The sequence below is a fragment of the Streptomyces sp. L2 genome (assembly GCF_004124325.1).
Classification (GTDB): domain Bacteria; phylum Actinomycetota; class Actinomycetes; order Streptomycetales; family Streptomycetaceae; genus Streptomyces.
In genome coordinates this window covers 6,000,520-6,014,906 of the sequence record NZ_QBDT01000001.1, presented here as the reverse complement: position 1 = coordinate 6,014,906, position 14,387 = coordinate 6,000,520, and the positions used below count along the sequence as shown (strand labels likewise).

The 14,387-nt window shown below is 72.4% G+C and carries 9 protein-coding genes; 5 read left to right on the top strand and 4 right to left on the bottom strand.

The features are described 5' to 3' along the window. Positions 1 to 74: 74 nt before the first annotated feature. Both DBP14_RS26855 and DBP14_RS26850 read left to right on the top strand, forming a co-directional pair. Positions 75 to 1,214 carry an acyl-CoA dehydrogenase family protein gene (locus DBP14_RS26855; RefSeq protein WP_129312112.1) on the top strand — a complete coding sequence of 380 codons (1,140 nt, stop codon included), beginning with the start codon at positions 75 to 77 and terminating at the stop codon, positions 1,212 to 1,214. Further along, positions 1,214 to 2,173 carry an acyl-CoA dehydrogenase family protein gene (locus DBP14_RS26850; protein WP_129309678.1) on the top strand — a complete coding sequence of 320 codons (960 nt, stop codon included), beginning with the start codon at positions 1,214 to 1,216 and terminating at the stop codon, positions 2,171 to 2,173. Before DBP14_RS26855 ends, DBP14_RS26850 begins: the two co-directional genes overlap by 1 nt. Here DBP14_RS26850 and DBP14_RS26845 read toward each other — a convergent pair. Next, positions 2,160 to 2,891, bottom strand: a complete 732-nt coding sequence (locus DBP14_RS26845) for a VWA domain-containing protein (protein ID WP_129309677.1) — start codon at positions 2,889 to 2,891, stop codon at positions 2,160 to 2,162. The two genes, DBP14_RS26850 and DBP14_RS26845, sit on opposite strands and share 14 nt — an antisense overlap. Before the next feature lie 148 nt (positions 2,892 to 3,039). On the opposite strand from DBP14_RS26845, the gene DBP14_RS26840 reads away from it, so the two are divergent. Next, positions 3,040 to 3,963, top strand: a complete 924-nt coding sequence (locus tag DBP14_RS26840) for a rhomboid family intramembrane serine protease (protein WP_129309676.1) — start codon at positions 3,040 to 3,042, stop codon at positions 3,961 to 3,963. 127 nt (positions 3,964 to 4,090) lie between these two features. Here the strand turns inward: DBP14_RS26840 and DBP14_RS26835 are convergent, their stop codons facing one another. The 3 genes from DBP14_RS26835 to DBP14_RS26825 all read right to left on the bottom strand — a co-directional run bounded on the left by DBP14_RS26835 (position 4,091) and on the right by DBP14_RS26825 (position 11,319). After that, on the bottom strand, positions 4,091 to 5,554 hold the full coding sequence (locus DBP14_RS26835) for a glutamate synthase subunit beta (protein WP_129309675.1): 1,464 nt from the start codon (positions 5,552 to 5,554) through the stop codon (positions 4,091 to 4,093). Then, complete coding sequence (gene gltB / locus DBP14_RS26830) at positions 5,547 to 10,142, bottom strand: glutamate synthase large subunit (RefSeq protein ID WP_206739361.1); 4,596 nt, start codon at positions 10,140 to 10,142, stop codon at positions 5,547 to 5,549. The genes DBP14_RS26835 and gltB overlap by 8 nt, the downstream gene beginning before the upstream one ends. 445 nt (positions 10,143 to 10,587) lie before the next feature. Then, positions 10,588 to 11,319 carry a VIT1/CCC1 transporter family protein gene (locus DBP14_RS26825; protein WP_129309674.1) on the bottom strand — a complete coding sequence of 244 codons (732 nt, stop codon included), beginning with the start codon at positions 11,317 to 11,319 and terminating at the stop codon, positions 10,588 to 10,590. Positions 11,320 to 11,599: 280 nt separating this feature from the next. On the opposite strand from DBP14_RS26825, the gene DBP14_RS37025 reads away from it, so the two are divergent. Together DBP14_RS37025 and DBP14_RS26815 are read left to right on the top strand one after the other, a co-directional pair. Continuing rightward, the gene (locus DBP14_RS37025) at positions 11,600 to 13,255 is read left to right on the top strand and encodes an ADP-ribosylglycohydrolase family protein (protein ID WP_241741043.1); all 1,656 of its coding nucleotides are present in this window, start codon (positions 11,600 to 11,602) and stop codon (positions 13,253 to 13,255) included. After that, positions 13,252 to 14,385 carry an ADP-ribosylglycohydrolase family protein gene (locus DBP14_RS26815; protein WP_129309673.1) on the top strand — a complete coding sequence of 378 codons (1,134 nt, stop codon included), beginning with the start codon at positions 13,252 to 13,254 and terminating at the stop codon, positions 14,383 to 14,385. Before DBP14_RS37025 ends, DBP14_RS26815 begins: the two co-directional genes overlap by 4 nt. The last annotated feature ends 2 nt before the right edge of the window (positions 14,386 to 14,387 follow it).

Below are 14,387 nucleotides of genomic sequence, written 5' to 3'. Positions count from 1 at the left end.
GGGGCCACGCTAACCTACCAAACACTTGTTAGGGAAGTCGGTGTCGTGAAGAGGGAAGGACGGTGACCGCGATCGTGGACCTGCTGCACTCCGGGGCCGACGAGGAGTTCCGTGCCGAGGCCCGCGCCTGGCTCACGGCGCACGTGCCCCGCACCCCCCTGCCCTCCCTGGAGACCGAGGAGGGCTTCGCGGCCCATCGCGCGTGGGAGGCCGAACTGGCCGCGGACCGCTGGTCGGTGGTGTCCTGGCCGGAGGAGTTCGCAGGCCGCGCGGCCTCCCTCCTGGCGTGGCTGGTCTTCGAGGAGGAGTACTGGGCGGCCGGCGCGCCCGGCCGGGTCGGGCAGAACGGGATCAGCCTGCTCGCGCCGACCCTGTTCGCCCACGGCACGGCGGAGCAACGCGCGCGCGTGCTGGCGCCGATGGCCCGCGGCGAGGTGGTCTGGGCGCAGGCCTGGTCCGAACCGGAGGCGGGCTCCGACCTGGCCTCGCTCACCTCCCGGGCGGTGCGGACGGACGGCGGCTGGCGCCTGAGCGGCCAGAAGACCTGGTCCTCCCGGGCCGCCTTCGCCGACCGGGCCTTCGGCCTGTTCCGCAGCGACCCGGACACGCCGAGACCCCATCAGGGCCTGACGTATCTGATGTTCGACCTCCGGGCGCCCGGCGTCACCGTGCGCCCCGTCGGCCGCCTCGACGGCAAGCCGGCGTTCGCGGAGGTGTTCCTGGACGAGGTGTTCGTGCCGGACGAGGACGTGATCGGTGAACCGGGGCAGGGCTGGCGGATCGCGATGTCCACGGCGGCAGACGAACGCGGGCTCACCCTGCGCTCCCCCGGCCGCTTCCTCGCCTCCGCCGCCCGGCTGCACGAGCTGTGGCGGGAGCGGGGCGGCCCGGCGGACGCCCGCGCGCGGGTGGCCGACGCGCTGATCGGCGCCCGCGCCTACCAGTTGTTCACCTACGCCGCCGCCTCCCGCGTCCTGGATGGCGCCTCTCTCGGCCCCGAGTCCAGCATGAACAAGGTGTTCTGGTCCGACTACGACCTGGCGCTGCACGAGACGGCGCTCGACGTCCTCGGCGCGGAGGGCGAACGGGCCGGGAGCGCCTGGGCGGAGGGCTATGTGTTCTCCCTCGCCGGTCCGGTCTACGCCGGCACCAACGAGATCCAGCGCGACATCATCGCCGAGCGCCTCCTCGGCCTGCCGAAGGGACGCCGCTGATGCGCTTCCTCCTCGACGCCGAGCAGCGCGCCTTCGCGGACTCGCTGGGCGCGATGCTCACAGCGGCGCGGACCGAGCCGGTCGTCCGGGACTGGAGCCGGGGCGAGCACGGACCCGGACGGTCGCTGTGGCGCCGTATCGGCGACGCGGGCGTGTTCGCGCTCGCGGTGCCGGAGGAGTACGGCGGGGCGGGCGCCCGGCCCGTCGAACTGGCCGTCGCCTTCGTCGAGCTGGGCCGGCACGCCGTACCCGGGCCGCTGGCCGAGACGGTCGGCGCCGCCCTGCTGCTCCGTGAACCGGCCCTGGCCAAGCGGTTCCTGCCGGGGCTGGCCGCCGGCGAGACCATGGCGACGGTGGCGGCTTTCGGCACGGACGCCCTGGACGGCGACTCGGCGGACCTGCGACTGTCCCTGACCGCGGACGGCCTGCGCCTGTCCCCGGGCGCCGGCCCGGTCCGCGCCTCCCTCGACCCCGCCCGCCGGCTGACCCCGCTCGCCCCCGGCGGTGAACTCCTCACCCCCGCGCCCGCGGCCGGCCGCGCCCTCGGCTGGATACGCCTGGCCACCGCCGCTCAGGCCCTCGGCGTGGGGTGCGCCCTCCTCGACCGGACCGTGGAGTACGTCGGGCAGCGCACCCAGTTCGGTGTTCCCGTCGGCTCGTTCCAGGCGGTCAAGCACCAGCTGGCCGACGCGAAGGTCGCGCTGGAGTTCGCCCGCCCCCTGCTCTTCGGGGCGGCCCTGACGATGCGCCCCGCCGACGTGGCCGCCGCCAAGCTGACGGCCTGCGAGGCGGCGTACACCACCGCCCGCACGGCGCTCCATCTGCACGGGGCGATCGGGTACACGGCGGAGTACGGGCTGTCGCTGTGGCTGACGAAAGCCCGTGCGCTGCTCGCGGCGTGGGGCAGGCCCGACGAGTGCCGGGACCTGGTCCTGGCGGACGGGCTCAGTTCCCGGTGAACGGGACGATCCCGGCGGCGCGGGCCGACGCCAGCCAGCGCGGGAACTCGCCGACGAGACGGTCGTACAGGTCGGAGTCGGAGACGCGGCTCGGCTCGTGGCCCGCGTGGAAGAACCCGGCGTTGTCCACGATCCGCTTGCCGGGCACGGCCAGTTCGTCCAGCTTCCGCAGGAAGTCGAACTGCTTGCTGCGCCGGTCGCCGAAGCCGACGAACTGCCAGAACAGCGGGAGCTTCGCCGCCTTGCACAGGTAGCGCTCCGCGGCGAGCTTGTTGATGGGGCCGCCGTCGGTCTGGAAGACGACCAGGGCGGGCGCGGTGGAGCCGCTGTCCAGGTAGTGGTCGATGACGGCGTCCATCGCCAGGTGGTAGCTGGTCTTGCCCATGTGTCCGAGCCCGGCCACGATCCGCTCGACACGGCCCTGGTGGTCGGCGAGTTCGATGTCGGTGACGGCGTCGATGTCCGTGGAGAAGAACACCACCGGGACCCGGCCGTCGTCGTCCAGGTGCGCGGACAGGCCCAGCACCCGGTCGGCGAGGGCCTGGACGCTGCCGTCCTGGTAGTAGGGCTTCATGGAGCCGGAGTAGTCGACGACGAGGTAGACGGCGGCGCGCAGCCCGTCCAGGCCGTGCTTGCGCAGGGAGACCCCCGCCGACCGGTAGGCGCCGGCGAGCGCGGGCGCCGTCTCCTCCACCTTGCTGAGACTGATCGCGGCCATGCCCCTGCCCCTCCCCCACGTCCACCTGTCCCGGCCGAGCGTACGTGATCAGGGCCCCAGCATCCCCTCCTGTCACAGGCGTTGGCTATGTTGATCGGCGCCGTCCCCACCGGCTCGTCCTGTCCCCGAACGTCCCGAGGAGCCGGCCGTGACCGCCGAGTCCGCCGTGACCACCTGCTACCGCCATCCGAGAGTGGAGTCGCACGTCCGCTGCACCCGCTGCGACCGCTTCATCTGCCCGTCCTGCATGCGGGAGGCCGCCGTCGGCCACCAGTGCGTGGAGTGCGTGAAGGAGGGCGCCCGGTCCGTGCGTCAGGCGCGGACCGCGTTCGGCGGGCGGGTCAGCGCGGTGCCGCTGGTGACGTACGTGCTGATCGGGCTCAACGTCCTCGTCTACCTGGCCGAGTTGGCCCGCCCGTCGATCGTGGACCGGTTCGGGATGCAGGGCATCGGGCTGAAGGGGGCGGACGGGGCGCACTACGTGTACCAGTCCGTCCATCCCGCGTCGATGCACGTCGAGGGCGTGGCCGGCGGTCAGTGGGAGCGGATGCTGACCAGCGCGTTCCTGCACCTGCCGCCCGACCAGGGCATCGGTGTGCTGCACATCGTGATGAACATGGTCTCGCTGTGGGGCGTCGGCCGGGTCGTGGAGGCGCAGCTGGGCCGGGCCCGCTACCTCGCGCTGTACCTGCTGTCGGCGCTGGGCGGATCGGTCCTGTTGCTGCTCATCTCGCCGGACGGCCGGGCCGTCGGCGCCTCCGGTGCCATCTTCGGGCTGGGGGCCGCGTACTGGGTGATGGGCCGCCGCCTGGGCTACGACATGCGGGCGGTCAACCAGTACATGACGGGTCTGCTGCTGTGGCTGGTGCTCTCGGCGTGGGCGACGTCCTGGCAGGGCCACCTCGGCGGGCTGCTGGTGGGTGGCGTGGTCACGCTGGCGTACGCGTACGCGCCCCGGGACGGCCGCCGCACCCTCGTCCAGGCGGGCGTGTGCGTGGCCCTGCTGATGCTGATGCTGATGCTGGTGCTGGCCTGGGTGAAGGTGACGGGGCTGACGGGCGGGGCGGCCTGAGACAGTCCGCGCTCCTCAAAAGGCGCTGCGGACATGCGACGGCGCCCGCCCTGTTGTCCGGTCGGGGACGGTTGGGCAGGCGCCGTCTTTGTTCCGCACGCCGTTGTACGGGACGTATCCGGGGCCGTCAGACCATCAGGGAGCGGTCCGTCGGGCGGATCGGGGCCGGCAGGTCGCTGGCGCCCGCGAGCAGGCGGTCGACTCCGCGGGCGGCCGAGCGGCCCTCCGCGATAGCCCACACGATGAGGGACTGGCCGCGGCCGGCGTCACCGGCGACGAACACACCCGGCACGTTGGTCTGGAAGTCGGCGTCGCGGGCGATGTTACCGCGCTCGTCGAGGTCCAGGCCGAACTGCTCGACCAGGCCGTTCTCGCGGTCGGTGCCGGTGAAGCCCATGGCCAGCGTCACCAGCTGGGCCGGGATCTTCCGCTCGGTGCCCGGCTTCTGGGTCAGCCTGCCCTCGACGAACTCGACCTCGGCCAGGTGCAGCCACTGCACGTTGCCGTCCTCGTCGCCCTCGAAGTGGGTGGTGGAGGCGGAGTAGATCCGCTCGCCGCCCTCCTCGTGGGCCGAGGTGACCTTGTACAGGATCGGGAAGGTCGGCCAGGGCTGGTTCGTCGGGTGCCGCTCCTCGTTGGGGCGGGGCATGATCTCCAGCTGGGTGACCGAGGCCGCGCCCTGGCGGTGGGCGGTGCCCACGCAGTCCGCGCCGGTGTCGCCGCCGCCGATGACGACGACGTGCTTGCCCTCGGCCGAGATGGGCGACACGACGTAGTCGCCCTCCTGGACCTTGTTGGACAGCGGCAGGTACTCCATGGCCTGGTAGATGCCCTTGAGCTCGCGGCCCGGGACCGGCAGGTCACGCGCGGTCGTGGCACCGGCGGCGATGACGACCGCGTCGTACCGCTTCTTCAGGTCCGTGGCCAGCAGGTCCCGGCCGATCTCGACGCCCGTGCGGAAGCGGGTGCCCTCCGCGCGCATCTGCTCGATACGGCGGTTGATGTGCCGCTTCTCCATCTTGAACTCGGGGATGCCGTACCGGAGGAGGCCTCCGACGCGGTCCGCGCGCTCGTAGACGGCGACCGTGTGACCGGCCCGGGTGAGCTGCTGGGCGGCGGCCAGTCCGGCCGGGCCGGAGCCGATGACGGCGACGGTCTTGCCGGACAGGCGCTCCGGGATCTGCGGGGCGACGTCCCCGGTCTCCCACGCCTTGTCGATGATCGAGACCTCGACGTTCTTGATGGTGACCGGCTGCTGGTTGATGCCGAGCACACACGCCGACTCGCAGGGAGCCGGGCAGAGACGACCGGTGAACTCCGGGAAGTTGTTGGTGGCGTGCAGGCGCTCCTGCGCGGCCGACCAGTCCTCGCGGTAGGCGTAGTCGTTCCACTCCGGGATCAGGTTCCCGAGCGGGCAGCCGTTGTGGCAGAACGGGATGCCGCAGTCCATGCAGCGGCTGGCCTGCTTGCTGATGATCGGCAGCAGGGAGCCGGGGACGTAGACCTCGTTCCAGTCCTTGACGCGGTTCTCGACGGGGCGGGTCTTGGCGACCTCACGGCCGTGGTTCAGGAAGCCCTTCGGGTCAGCCATTGATCGCCGCCTCCATCATCTTCTCGGTGATCTCGGTCTCGGTGAGACCGGCTCGCTCGGCGGCGTCCTTGGCGGCGAGCACTGCCTTGTACGTGCTGGGGATGATCTTGCTGAACCGTTCCACGGCCGTGTCCCAGTCGGCGAGCAGCTTCTCGGCGACCGTCGAGCCGGTCTCCTCGGCGTGGCGGCGCACCACGTCGTGCAGCCACTGCCTGTCCGTGTCGTCCAGCGCCTCGACGGCGTCCACGTTGCCGATGTTGACGTTGTCGCGGTCCAGGTCGATGACGTAGGCGACACCGCCGGACATGCCCGCGGCGAAGTTACGGCCGGTCGGGCCGAGGACGACGGCGTGGCCGCCGGTCATGTACTCGCAGCCGTGGTCGCCCACGCCCTCGGAGACGACCAGGGCGCCGGAGTTGCGGACGCAGAACCGCTCACCGGTACGGCCGCGCAGGAACAGCTCGCCGCCGGTGGCGCCGTAGCCGATGGTGTTGCCCGCGATGGTCGAGTACTCGGCGAGGTGGTCGGCGCCCCGGTCGGGGCGGACGACGATCCGGCCGCCGGACAGGCCCTTGCCGACGTAGTCGTTGGCGTCGCCCTCCAGGCGCAGCGTGACACCGCGCGGCAGGAACGCGCCGAAGGACTGGCCGGCGGAGCCGGTGAAGGTGACGTCGATGGTGTCGTCGGGCAGGCCCGCGCCGCCGAACTTCTTCGTCACCTCGTGGCCGAGCATCGTGCCGACGGTGCGGTTGATGTTGCGGATGGCGACCTGGGCGCGCACCGGCTGGGCGTCGGTGGCGTCCGAGGCGGCCAGGGCGTCGGCGGCGAGCTTGATCAGCTCGTTGTCCAGGGCCTTCTCCAGGCCGTGGTCCTGGGCGATCAGCTGGTGGCGGACCGCGCCGTCGGGCAGGTCGGGCACGTGGAAGAGGGGCTTGAGGTCCAGGCCCTGCGCCTTCCAGTGGTTCACCGCGCGCTCGACGTCCAGCACCTCGGCGTGGCCGACGGCCTCCTCGATGGAGCGGAAGCCCAGCTCGGCGAGGAGCTCGCGGACCTCTTCGGCGATGAACTTGAAGAAGTTCACCACGTATTCGGCCTTGCCGGAGAAGCGGTCGCGCAGGACCGGGTTCTGGGTGGCGATGCCGACGGGGCAGGTGTCGAGGTGGCAGACGCGCATCATGACGCAGCCGGAGACGACGAGCGGCGCGGTCGCGAAACCGAACTCCTCGGCGCCGAGCAGCGCGGCGATGACGACGTCGCGACCGGTCTTCAGCTGGCCGTCGGTCTGGACGACGATGCGGTCGCGCAGCCCGTTGAGCAGCAGGGTCTGCTGGGTCTCGGCGAGGCCCAGCTCCCAGGGACCACCGGCGTGCTTCAGCGAGGTGAGCGGCGAGGCGCCCGTACCGCCGTCGTGGCCGGAGATCAGCACGACGTCCGCGTGCGCCTTGGACACGCCGGCCGCGACCGTGCCGACGCCGACCTCGGAGACCAGCTTGACGTGAATGCGCGCCTTGGGGTTGGCGTTCTTCAGGTCGTGGATCAGCTGGGCCAGGTCCTCGATCGAGTAGATGTCGTGGTGCGGCGGCGGGGAGATCAGGCCGACGCCCGGCGTCGAGTGCCGGGTCTTGGCGACCCACGGGTACACCTTGTGGCCGGGCAGCTGGCCGCCCTCGCCGGGCTTGGCGCCCTGGGCCATCTTGATCTGGATGTCGTCCGCGTTGACCAGGTACTCGGAGGTGACGCCGAAGCGGCCGGAGGCGACCTGCTTGATGGCGCTGCGCCGGGCCGGGTCGTAGAGGCGCTCCGGGTCCTCGCCGCCCTCACCGGTGTTGGACTTGCCGCCCAGCTGGTTCATGGCGATGGCGAGGGTCTCGTGCGCCTCGCGGGAGATGGAGCCGTACGACATGGCGCCGGTGGAGAAGCGCTTGACGATCTCGGAGACCGGCTCGACCTCGTCGACGGGGATCGAGGGCCGGTCGGAGGTGAAGCCGAAGAGGCCGCGCAGCGTCATCAGGCGCTCGGACTGCTCGTTCACGCGGTCCGTGTACTTCTTGAAGATGTCGTACCGGCCGGTGCGCGTGGAGTGCTGCAGGCGGAACACCGTGTCCGGGTCGAACAGGTGCGGCTCGCCCTCGCGGCGCCACTGGTACTCGCCGCCGATCTCCAGCGCGCGGTGCGCGGGCGCGATGCCGGAGGCCGGGTAGGCCTTGGCGTGGCGGGCGGCGACCTCCTCGGCGATGACGTCGATGCCGACGCCGCCGATCTTGGTGGCGGTGCCGTTGAAGTACTTCTCGACGAAGGCCTCGTCCAGGCCGACGGCCTCGAAGACCTGGGCGCCGCGGTAGGAGGCGACGGTGGAGATGCCCATCTTGGACATGACCTTCAGGACGCCCTTGCCGAGGGCGTAGATCAGGTTCCGGATGGCCTGCTCGGGCTCAATGCCGTCGATGAAGGTGCCGGCGCGCAGCAGGTCCTCGACGGACTCCATCGCCAGGTACGGGTTGACGGCGGCGGCGCCGAAGCCGATGAGCAGGGCGACGTGGTGGACCTCGCGGACGTCGCCGGCCTCGACCAGCAGGCCCACGTGAGTGCGCTGCTTGGTGCGGATGAGGTGGTGGTGGACGGCGGCGGTGAGCAGCAGCGACGGGATCGGCGCGTGCTCGGCGTCGGAGTGCCGGTCCGAGAGGACGATGAGGCGGGCGCCGTTCTCTATGGCGGCGTCGGCCTCGGCGCAGATCTCGTCGATGCGGGCGGCGAGCGACTCGCCGCCGCCGGAGACCCGGTACAGGCCGGACAGGGTCGCGGCCTTCATGCCGGGCATGTCGCCGTCGGCGTTGATGTGGATGAGCTTGGCCAGCTCGTCGTTGTCAATGACCGGGAAGGGCAGCACGACGGACCGGCAGGAGGCTGCGGTCGGGTCGAGCAGGTTGCCCTGCGGGCCCAGCGACGAGCGCAGCGAGGTGACCAGTTCCTCGCGGATGGCGTCCAGCGGCGGGTTGGTGACCTGCGCGAACAGCTGGGTGAAGTAGTCGAAGAGCAGGCGCGGGCGCGCGGACAGCGCGGCGATCGGCGAGTCGGTGCCCATGGAACCGATCGGCTCGGCGGCGGCCTTGGCCATCGGGGCGAGGAGGACGCGGAGTTCCTCCTCGGTGTAGCCGAAGGTCTGCTGGCGGCGGGTGACCGAGGCGTGGGTGTGGACGATGTGCTCGCGCTCGGGCAGGTCGCCCAGCTCGATCTCGCCGGCCTCCAGCCACTCGGCGTACGGCTGCTCGGCGGCGAGGGCGGCCTTGATCTCGTCGTCCTCGATGATGCGGTGCTCGGCGGTGTCCACGAGGAACATGCGGCCGGGCTGCAGGCGGCCCTTGCGGACGACCTTGGCGGGGTCGATGTCCAGGACGCCGACCTCGGAGCCGAGGACGACGAGGCCGTCGTCGGTGACCCAGTAGCGGCCGGGGCGCAGGCCGTTGCGGTCGAGGACGGCGCCGACCTGGGTGCCGTCGGTGAAGGTGACGCAGGCGGGGCCGTCCCAGGGCTCCATCATCGTGGAGTGGAACTGGTAGAAGGCGCGCCGGGCCGGGTCCAGGGAGCGGTGGCTCTCCCACGCCTCGGGGATCATCATCAGCACGGAGTGCGGGAGCGAGCGGCCGCCGAGGTGGAGCAGCTCCAGGACCTCGTCGAAGGAGGCGGAGTCGGAGGCGTCCGGGGTGCAGACCGGGAAGACGCGGTCCAGGTTCCTGTCGCCGAACAGGTCGGAGACCAGCTGGGACTCGCGGGCGCGCATCCAGTTGCGGTTGCCCTTGACGGTGTTGATCTCGCCGTTGTGGGCGACGAACCGGTACGGGTGCGCGAGCGGCCACGACGGGAAGGTGTTCGTGGAGAACCGGGAGTGCACGAGCGCGATCGCCGAGCCGAAGCGGCGGTCGGACAGGTCCGGGAAGAAGGGCTCCAGCTGGCCGGTGGTCAGCATGCCCTTGTAGACGATCGTGCGGGCGGAGAGCGACGGGAAGTACACGCCGGCCTCGCGCTCGGCGCGCTTGCGCAGCACGAACGCCTTGCGGTCCAGGGCGATGCCCTCGCTCGCACCGTCACCGACGAACACCTGCCGGAAGACCGGCATGGTGGAGCGGGCGGTGGCACCGAGCAGTTCGGGGGCGACGGGGACCTCGCGCCAGCCGAGGACGGTGAGGTTCTCCTCGGCCGCGATCGTCTCGATCTTCGAGACGGCGTCCTGGGCGCCGTCCTCCGGGAGGAAGGCGATACCGACGGCGTACGCACCGGCCGCGGGCAGCTCGAATCCGGCCACCTCGCGGAAGAAGGCGTCGGGGACCTGGGAGAGGATGCCGGCGCCGTCGCCGGAGTCGGGCTCGGAGCCCGTGGCACCGCGGTGTTCGAGGTTGCGCAGAACAGTCAGCGCCTGCTCGACCAGCGCGTGGCTCGCCTCACCGGTGAGGGTGGCCACGAAGCCGACGCCGCAGGCGTCGTGCTCGTCGCGGGGGTCGTACATACCCTGCGCGGCAGGGCGAGCATCCATGAAAGACCAGCTCGGGCGGTCGTTCACGGAGTGCTGGGACGGCTGGCGCGGCGTACGCATCGGCTCTCCCGTCGTCGTCATGTGGCATGTGCTGGTGCCGAGGGACGACGTTGGCCCTCTGCGTGAAGTGCGAAAGTTGGTGCAGGTTACATGATGGAGCGGATCTCGGGAATCGGATACTCCGTTCCAGCATGCGGACATCGCGTGCGGCTTCGTGGCGGTGCGCGGCATGGGTGCCGCGCGCACGGCGGCTTCGCGCGATGACTCCGCGCGGTGGCGGAAAGTATGTGGTGGACCGGTCCGGACGAGATCGGTCGGATCGGTGTCCGTCGGCCCGGGAAGGGGGGCCGGGGAGGAGCGTCGTCGCTCACCCCAGGGGTGTGCGGCAGGCGTCATTGCCCACTGCGCTTACGGCTCATGCCCGGTGGTCACACAGTCGAAACCAGCGAGTAATGAGCCGTTGAAATGGGAACTTATACGACTCCACGCATAGGTTCCGGTCGCGTCATCCTACGGCCGTTCCGAACAGCGTGCCCAGGGCGTACGTCACACCGGCCGCGGCGCCGCCCAGCGCGAGCTGCCTGAGGCCGCTGAACCACCAGCTCCGCGCGGTCACCTTGGCCACCACCGCGCCGCAGCCGAACAGTCCGGCGAGGGCGAGGAGCAGGGCCGGCCACAGGACGGTGGCGCCCAGCAGGAACGGCAGGACGGGGAGCAGGGCGCCCAGGGCGAACGAGCCGAAGGAGGAGACGGCCGCGACCAGCGGGGAGGGCAGGTCGCCGGGGTCGATGCCCAGCTCCTCGCGGGCGTGTATCTCCAGCGCCTGCTCGGGGTCCCTGGACAGCTGCCGGGCCACCTCCCGGGCCAGGGCGGGCTCGACGCCGCGGGACACGTAGAGTGCGGCCAGCTCGTCCTCCTCGTCCTGCGGGTGCTTGCGCAGCTCGCGGCGCTCGACGTCGAGTTCCGCCTCCACGAGTTCGCGCTGCGAGGCGACGGAGGTGTACTCGCCGGCGGCCATGGAGAAGGCACCGGCGGCGAGCCCGGCCAGGCCGGTGATGACGAGGGTCTGCTGGCTCACGGCGCCGCCGGCCACGCCGGTCATCAGGGCGAGGTTGGAGACCAGGCCGTCCATGGCGCCGAACACGGCGGGGCGCAGCCAGCCGCCGTTGACGTCGCGGTGCGTGTGGTTGTCACGATGCGCTTCGTGGAGCGCGGCCTCGGTTTCGATGATGGCCATGCGGCCCCCCAGGAAGCTTAGCCAAAGCTAACTTTGGACGAGTTCTACTTTTCGACTCCACTGAACCTACGCCGATAATCCGTGCGCCGCCAGCAAGGAAAGGCTCCACTAACCTGCGCTTTTACCTTCTCCTGAGGCGCTGGATGTTCCTTGGATGCTCATACGTGATCATGCATGCTCAGATGCCGACCGGGTGACGCTGAGGGCGCGCGGGCTGGGGGCGCCCGCCGCCGTGGGACACATCCGCAAAGGGTCGTGGAGCCCTGAAGGAGAGGCCGCCATGGCATCGATCGCCTGCATCCCCCCGGTCCCGGCGCCCGGGGACGCCGCCGGACTCCGCGAACGGGCCCGCGGCGCGCTGCTCGGCCTGGCCGTCGGCGACGCCCTCGGGGCTCCGGCGGAGAACCTCAAGCCCTCCGAGATCCGGGCGCGCTGGGGCCGCATCACCGGGTACGTCGCCGAGCGGCCGTCGGGCACGGACGACACGGAGTACGCGATCTTCTCGGGTCTGCTGCTGGCCCGGCACGGCTCGGCGCTGACGCCGGCCCATGTGGAGGCCGCGTGGCACGAGTGGATCGCCGACCGGGCGGAGGGGCCGTTCCGCGGGGCGGGCTTCAGCGAACGCGGCACGCTGGAGAACCTCCGCCGGGGGCTCGCCGCCCCGATCTCGGCGCAGCACCGGCACGCGTGGAGCGACGGACTGGCGATGCGGGCGGCGCCGTTCGGCGTCTTCGCGGCGGGCCGCCCCGGGGAGGCGGCCCGGCTGGTGGCGATCGACGGCTCGGTCAGCCATGGGGGCGAGGGCATCTACGGCGGCCAGGCGGTCGCGGCGGGTGTGGCGGCGGCGATGACGGGCGCGCCGCCGCCGGTGGTGATCGCCTCGGCCCTCGCCGCGATCCCCGAGGACTCCTGGACGGCCCGTTCGCTGCGCCGGGCCGCCGCGGTCGCCCACCGCGGCGAACGCGCGGTCCGCTCCGCGGTGGTCATCGGCGGCTATCCGTGGACCGATCTGGCCCCCGAGGCGGTCGCCCTCGCCTTCGGCGCGTACGCGGCGGCCGACGGCGACTTCCGGGAGGCGGTGCTGACGGCCGTCAACATGGGCCGCGACGCCGATACGACGGCCGCGGTGGCCGGCGCCCTGTCCGGCGCGACCCGCGGCGAGTCCGCGATCCCGCCCGACTGGTCCGCCGCGATCGGCCCCGCCCGAGGCCGCTGCCTCCCCTCCATGTCCGGCCACCACATCCTGGACGTGGCCGAACTCCTGGTCCCGGAGGAGGGAGGCAAATGGGCGGCAGCCACGCCCACCCCGCCCCCGGCCTCCCACCTCAACTCGACCCGTCCCAAAGCCCACCCAAGCGCCCCCAGGCCCCCGACACCGGGTCCCCACCCCAACTCGGCCGCGGCGCCCTCCCACCCCGCCGATCCCCCACCCTCAGCCGTCCGCCCCAGCCCGGCCGCGACCACGCTCCGCCCGGCCGCCCCCGATCCCCTGCCGCCCCCGCCCGCCCACTTGCACACCACCTACAGCCCCTCCGAGCCACTGCCCGCCACCTCCCAGCCTCCCGACCTCCTCCGCACGGGCCCGCTGCCTTCCGTCTCTTCGTCGACCGGGACCTTGCTGCCCAGCGACCTTCTTCCCGCCACCGGCCCCCTACCCCCGGCCACTTCCCCCACCGGCCCCCCGCCCTCAGCCACTCCCCCCGCGAGACTCCAGCCGCCCGGCACCCAGCCCACCGAGTTCCTCGCCCCCGATCCCCTTGCCTCCCATCCCGCCGAGCCGATGCCCGCCACCGCCCGGCCCACCGAGCCGATGCCCGCCACCGCCCGGCCCACCGAGTCGGGTGGTGGGTGGGCGAAGGGCCGGGGGTCCAGGGGGCGGAGCCCCCTGGTGGGGGCCGGAAACGCCGGGCACGGGGACAGTGAGGGGGCGTCGTGACGCGCGGCCCGGGACACACTCGCCGTATCGAGGGGCTGCTCCTCGGCCTCGCCGCGGGCGACGCCGCCGGCTGGCCCGCCGCCCGCCACCGCGCCGCCCGCATGCCCGAGTGGACCCGCCGCCTCACCCGCGAACTGGACACCTTCGCCGAGCAGAACGCGACCACCACCCTCCCCGTACCGATCGCCCTCAACCAGCCCCCGGAACCCCTCCGCCTCGGCCCCTCCGACGACGCCGAATGGGCCGCCTTCGCCGCGGAAGCGGTCCTGCGGGCCGGCGACGACGGCATCCTCGGCGACCTCGGCCGGGACCGCCGTATGCGTGCCGCCATCGACCTGACCTGGACCGCCGTCGCCTCGGAGGTCGCCGCGGCGGCGGACCGCGCCCCCGAGATCGAGTCCGCCGTCCTTCCGCTGCGCGCCCGCATCTCCGTCCGCGCCGGACTCGGCAACCTCGCGACCGGACTGCGCCCGCCCGCCACCGGCCACGACAACCCGCACTACTTCGACGACGCCGCCTGCGTCCGCGCCTGCGCCCTCGCCGTCGCCCACCCCGGAGACCCCGCCCGCGCCGCCGACCTCGCCGAGTTCGACGCCCGCTACACCCAGGACGGCGACGGCGTCCACGGTGCCCGGGCGATGGCGGCGGCCCTGGCGCTGGCCCTCGCCGGAGCGGACACGGACGCCTGCGTGTTCGCGGCGCTCGCCGAACTCCCCCTGGAGACGGAGATCGGCCGCAACGCCCGCAACGCGATGGCCCTGGCCCAGGACAGCCCCTCCCCCTTCGCCCTCATCCCCCTCTTGGAACACCAGATCGTCGACCATGTCTACAGCTACGGCATCGCCGCCGCCGAAACCGTCCCCGTCGCCCTCGCCCTCACCACGGCCGCGCGGGGCCGCATCGCCGAGGCCGTCCCCGCCGCCGCCTGCCTCTCCCGGGTCGCCGACTCCGCCCCCGCCCTGGCCGGTGCCCTCACCGGCGCCCTGGGCGGCGGCGCCTCGATCCCGGAGAGCTGGCGGGACGCCTGCCGCACCCTGCCCGGCTGCACCCTGCCCCGCCTCACCGGCACCGACCTGGTGGAACTCGCCGAACTCCTGGAAGCCGCACAACCGGCCCGACCAGGAGGATGATT

Coding starts and splice junctions, on each gene's coding strand:
- DBP14_RS26850 (WP_129309678.1), top strand. CDS start 1,214: ATGCGCTTCCTCCTCGACGCCGAGCAGCGCGCCTTCGCGGACTCGCTG.
- DBP14_RS26835 (WP_129309675.1), bottom strand. CDS start 5,554: ATGGCTGACCCGAAGGGCTTCCTGAACCACGGCCGTGAGGTCGCCAAG.
- DBP14_RS37025 (WP_241741043.1), top strand. CDS start 11,600: ATGGCATCGATCGCCTGCATCCCCCCGGTCCCGGCGCCCGGGGACGCC.
- DBP14_RS26845 (WP_129309677.1), bottom strand. CDS start 2,891: ATGGCCGCGATCAGTCTCAGCAAGGTGGAGGAGACGGCGCCCGCGCTC.
- gltB (WP_206739361.1), bottom strand. CDS start 10,142: ATGCGTACGCCGCGCCAGCCGTCCCAGCACTCCGTGAACGACCGCCCG.
- DBP14_RS26825 (WP_129309674.1), bottom strand. CDS start 11,319: ATGGCCATCATCGAAACCGAGGCCGCGCTCCACGAAGCGCATCGTGAC.